Here is a 5,219-nt window from a genome sequence, read left to right on the forward strand (position 1 = left end):
CGTTTGCGTCACCAAAAAGGGCGTCAAAAAATTCGTTGGTTCTTTCCTTTGGAAAGAGTTTCAGAAGAGTTTCTTTGGTGAATAAATCTTTGAATCTATCTGTGGGCATAGCTGCTATCTCCATGGGTAATTGCTCACAGGCACTCCAGCTTTTCACGGTCTCTTTTGTCCGCGTGAGCAGGCCATAACGAACAAAAGAGCCTGCAAAAATCTGCGGTACCTGTGAGCAATTACAGTTCAGAGGTAATAAAATCATAGAGTTGTTACCCCTGTGACCAATTACCTCCATGGTTGGTGCTGAAAATTAGCAGCTACTATACCCGGCAATATCGTTTTGTCAAGCTGGGCGGGCCGGTTTCACCCCGTCTTGCAAGGTGCATGGGCCTGTGGTAAACTGGGCGCCGTTTTTAACCTCGGAACCAGGAAAATACATGACTGCAGTCAATCTCAATGAGCTCAATGAACCGCAATACACGGCTGTAACAACCACAGAAGGGCCTGTCCTCGTTATTGCCGGGGCCGGAAGCGGCAAAACCAGGACCCTGGTGTATCGGGTGGCCTATCTTATAGAACAGGGTGTAGCTCCCGAATCTATTCTTCTGCTCACCTTCACCAGGAAGGCCAGTCAGGAGATGCTCTGGCGGGCGGGAAGGTTGCTGAACGATACATGCAGCCGAGTGGTTGGCGGGACCTTTCACGGGGTTGCCAATATGCTTCTCAGGCGTTTCGGGGCCGAGCTTGGTTTCGGCTCCTCCTTTACCATTATTGACAGAGCTGATGCGGAAGGAATAATCAATCTTTTGAAGTCTTCACTTGGTCTTGGTAAACGGGACAGACGTTTTCCATCAAAGCGGGCTGTCATCAATATGATCAGCGGCTCGGTTAATAAGGCCATCGATCTGGAAGATCTTGTCTACGAACAGTACGGTCATCTCAGTGATCACGTGGAGGAAATACTCCAGCTGCAGAAACACTATGGGGAGTTTAAATTTGATCACGGTTTGATGGATTACGACGACCTGCTGGTGAACTGGAAAAGGCTGATGGTTGAGTCGACCGTCGCCCGGGACGAGATTTCCGGACGTTTCAGATATATCATGGTGGATGAATACCAGGACACTAACCTCATCCAGGCGGATATTATCCGTAGTCTTGCCCACAGCCATGAGAATGTGATGGTGGTGGGTGACGATTCCCAGTCCATCTATTCCTTTCGGGGTGCTGATTTCTATAATATCATGCGTTTCCCAAAAGTATTTGAAAATACAAGGATAATCAAGCTGGAGGAAAATTACCGTTCAACCCAGCCTATCCTTTCTCTGACCAATGATATTATCAGAAATGCCGAAGAAAAGTATGCAAAAACCCTCTTCACTTCAATCGAAGGTGATATCCTGCCAAAACTCTATGTGGCCGGGAACGAGGGTGATGAGGCAGCCTTTATCGTTAAAACCATTCGCAGGCTTGAAAGCCGGGGGGTGGACCTTGAAAATATTGCCGTTCTCTTTCGTTCAGGTTTTCATTCCTATAAACTGGAGATGGAACTGGCACTGGAGAACATCGATTTTGAGAAGCGGGGCGGTCTGAAGCTGACGGAATCGGCACATATGAAGGATGTGCTGGCCTTTTTACGGATACTGGTTAATCCCAGGGATAACCTTTCCTGGAACCGGATTCTTCTCCAGCTCGATAAGGTGGGGCCAAAGACCGCACAGAAGATCACCGCATTTATCTCCGCGGCGGCCGATCCGTTCCTGGCTCTTCCTGATTATCCTGCCGGCAAAACATGGAAGGGGTCGTTTAATAAGCTGGCGGAACTGATTCGGGACCTGTTGTCCGGACAGCAGGCACCTTCAGTTCTTTACGAGCGGGTTATGGGCTACTATACACCGATTTTTTATGAACTGTATGCCGATGACTACCCCAAGCGGCAAAAGGACCTGGATCAGCTTGGTGCCATCATGAAGGAATACGATGATCTACAGTCATTTATAGACGATACTACCCTGGATCCACCGGAAGCTGCCGGAACGGACGATGATATTCGGCGGTTGGTACTCTCAACCATCCATTCTTCCAAGGGACTGGAGTTTGAAGCGGTTTTTATAATCGGCCTTGCCGAAGGGCGTTTTCCCCACAGCTCCGCAGGGTTCGGCAGTCAATGGGAGGAGGAGAGGAGGTTGCTTTACGTGGCGGCCACAAGAGCCAAAAAATATCTCTACCTCTCTTATCCCCGTCAGTTGATGGGGCGGGACAGGCGTTATTCATATGCTCCCATGTCGCCGTTTCTGGTGGAGCTTGGCGGTGGGCTCTATCAGAAAATTGACAGCGCCTCTTTTTCTCCCGATTACAGTACCAGTCGATTTTCCGGCAAACCTTCCATTAAAAAGAAAACAGTGCGCAAACCGGTACGCAAACTGCGAATGGCCGATTTTTTCGTAGGGTGCAAGGTGGAGCACCCTTTTTTTGGTACAGGCAGTGTTAAAAAGCTTTCGGACTCCAAATCACTGGACGTGCTTTTTGATCGCCATGGTTTGAAAACGTTGCATCTGGACTATGCCAAACTGAAAATAAGATCCTTCTAAATAACAAAAGTTATCTTGATTACCCATGAAATTCAGCCCAATCCCCAGACTCACAAATAACAGGCTGAGTTTCATACATAATCAGGTTATTTTGTAAATTTGACCCGGCAACGCCCAGGTAGAACGCTGATTACCAAAAAAACTCAGCCAGATTGAAGATGTACGTACTTTATCGAGCTGAGTTTTGTATGTAAATAAAAAGAAAATTATGGCCATTTTAGTTCATTAAAATAAGAAAAAATGAATATGACTTACGAAGAGGTGCAGAACCACCTCGACAAGCTGCAGATGCATAAGATCAAACTCGGCCTGGAAGCCATGCGTTCCTTTCTGGACAGGGTCGGCAGGCCCGAGGAGAATTTGAACTGCATTCATATCGCCGGGACAAACGGTAAGGGTTCCGTATGTGCGGCTCTCGCGGAGGTGCTTGGCTGCTGTGGGTACCGGGTGGGTGTATATACTTCTCCCCATCTCAGTTCCGTGCGGGAGCGATTTCGTATTGGAGACAGCTATATCAGCCGGGAAGCTTTTGCGGCCATTGGTGCCCGGATCTGTGAAGTGCTGGGAGAAGATAAGATCACCTATTTTGAATTCACCACTGCCCTGGGCCTTCTCTGGTTCGAAGAATCCGGAGTTGACCTGGTCCTTCTGGAAACCGGTCTTGGCGGCAGGCTTGATGCCACCAATGTTGTTACTCCCCTGGTGTCTGTCATAACCAGTATCAGCATGGATCACGAGCTCTACCTGGGTGATACCCTGACGGCAGTCGCCGGTGAAAAGGCCGGGATAATCAAGGAAAACATCCCGGTGGTTTCCGGGGCAACCCATCCGGAGGCAGCGGCTGTTATCCGCGAGGTCTGCAGAGAAAAAAATGCGCCTCTGTTTCAGCTTTGTCAAGATTTTGACTGTATTGAAAATGATGATAATACATGGAGTTGGCTTGGTGGAGATCGCTTTGACTTCCAAAAGATAGAAGGACTGACCTGTGCCCACGCGAGTCTGGTCCACAGGGAGAACGATGGTTTGACCATAGCTGTGTTGAATCTATTGCAACGTATTGATTATAAAATAAGTATTGGTAAAATCAGAGAGGGGTTGGCTGCCGTCCGTTGGCCGGGAAGGATGGAATATTTCGAACTGCCCTTTGTTGCGGGAAAGAGGGAAAAAAAAGAGTCGGAAAACGAACCGAAAATACGTCGGTATCTCCTTGATGGTGCGCATAATCCTGCTGGTGTCAAAAATCTGGCACTCACCCTGGAGAAAAAGTTTTCCTACGAAAAACTGATCTGTATCTGGGGTTCCATGGCCGACAAGGATCTTACTTCCACCCTGGCCGCCATTGTCCCCCTTGCAGACGAATTGATCTTTACCCAGCCGGAGGGGGAACGGTCCGCTACGGTGGAGTATATCAGCTCTTTTCTTCCCGAAGACGAGGGGATCACTTATAATTGTATCAGTGACGGCCGGGAGGCCCTGGAGTTTGCTGCCCTGCGAGCTACGGAAAAAGATCTGATCATGATCGGCGGCTCTCTCTATCTTGTCGGGGCCATGCGGAGCCTGCTGCTGGGTGAGCTGGTGGAGGATTGATGGAATTTTTTGATTTTGATGCCCCGGATGAGGCGGAGATCCGCCTGGAAAAAAACAAGGCCAGGGATCTGCGCAAAAGCAGATGGTGGCAGCAGAAAACTGCTTCCGGCATCTGTCATTACTGCGGTCGAAAAACACCTTTCAGGGAAATAACCATGGACCATGTCGTGCCCCTGTCACGGGGCGGAAAGTCCAGCAGAAATAACCTGGTCCCTGCCTGCAAGACCTGCAACAGCAGAAAAAAAAGCATGCTTCCCCTGGAGTGGGAGGAGTATCTGGAAAAAATCAGCAATGGCTGACAGGTTTTCTGTTTACTCCGGCATACATTTCAAGTATCTTGTGCTCCGTATTTCATCACAGCTTGATTTCTCTTTGGGCGGGTAGCTCAGCTGGATAGAGTGTTGGCCTCCGAAGCCAAAGGCCGCGGGTTCGAATCCCGCCCCGCCCACCAGTATATCGTGTAAAATAAGTTAGTTATTCATAATCCCTCCACTTCTAAAGGAGGGCCCGGAGAGGTTCTATTGTTCCGAGGAAAACTGCATTAGACTCACTCATGATTTTCAGCCTTGATCTGCAAATTTATGCTTTGGGTCATTTGTCAGATAATCTTCGAGCTTTAGAGTGCATCCTCCTGGGCACTTTTCTTGCGTTTTAGGCGAATAGCGTTTTGCTAGCGCTTGCTTTATAATCCTTCTGCATGGCATGCTGTCACGGGAGTCTTATAAGATTCAAAATTGAGTATCCTTGGTAAATAGCAGGGCGACTATGATGGTTATGACGGTGGAACAGGATAGTTTTGCTTATTTTCTTTTTTAAAATAGTATATTGTGAAGAAACAATGGTAGAATGATGTTACACTGTGAATATGGGTGATTGAGATTTAATGCTGCTTGACAACCTGAAAGCCGGAAAAGTAGGAGATAAGTTCAAGGAGTGCATCGAGGGGAATTCCAAACTGTCCATCATCTCCAGCTTGTTTTCGATTTATGCCTATGACGCGCTCAAAAAAGAATTGGCAAGTGTCGAAGGCGTGCGTCTTCTTTTTTC

3 protein-coding genes, 1 tRNA gene and 1 pseudogene are annotated in these 5,219 nt (G+C 48.2%); 4 read left to right on the plus strand and 1 reads right to left on the minus strand.

All coding sequences use genetic code 11. The features are described from left to right. Positions 1-256: pseudogene (locus tag ACXLDX_RS02850) on the minus strand (hypothetical protein); the annotation flags it as partial. A gap of 175 nt (positions 257-431) precedes the next feature. Between ACXLDX_RS02850 and ACXLDX_RS02855 the strand changes: the two are divergent. From ACXLDX_RS02855 to ACXLDX_RS02870, 4 genes are all read left to right on the plus strand, one after another. Further along, entirely contained in the window at positions 432-2,585 is a 2,154-nt protein-coding gene (locus ACXLDX_RS02855; protein ID WP_457575683.1) for an ATP-dependent helicase, read from the plus strand. 240 nt (positions 2,586-2,825) lie between these two features. Beyond that, on the plus strand, positions 2,826-4,172 hold the full coding sequence (locus ACXLDX_RS02860) for a bifunctional folylpolyglutamate synthase/dihydrofolate synthase (RefSeq protein WP_457575684.1): 1,347 nt from the start codon (positions 2,826-2,828) through the stop codon (positions 4,170-4,172). Beyond that, a complete protein-coding gene (locus ACXLDX_RS02865) occupies positions 4,172-4,471 on the plus strand; it encodes an HNH endonuclease (protein WP_457575685.1) in 300 nt (99 codons plus the stop codon). The genes ACXLDX_RS02860 and ACXLDX_RS02865 overlap by 1 nt, the downstream gene beginning before the upstream one ends. A 75-nt stretch (positions 4,472-4,546) precedes the next feature. Then, positions 4,547-4,623, plus strand: a tRNA-Arg gene (locus tag ACXLDX_RS02870). The last annotated feature ends 596 nt before the right edge of the window (positions 4,624-5,219 follow it).

The sequence above is a fragment of the Desulfomarina sp. genome, from assembly GCF_054039375.1.

Bases quoted from the DNA above. Each gene is read 5' to 3' on its own strand.
- ACXLDX_RS02860 (WP_457575684.1), top strand. From the start codon at position 2,826: ATGAATATGACTTACGAAGAGGTGCAGAACCACCTCGACAAGCTGCAG.
- ACXLDX_RS02855 (WP_457575683.1), top strand. From the start codon at position 432: ATGACTGCAGTCAATCTCAATGAGCTCAATGAACCGCAATACACGGCT.
- ACXLDX_RS02865 (WP_457575685.1), top strand. From the start codon at position 4,172: ATGGAATTTTTTGATTTTGATGCCCCGGATGAGGCGGAGATCCGCCTG.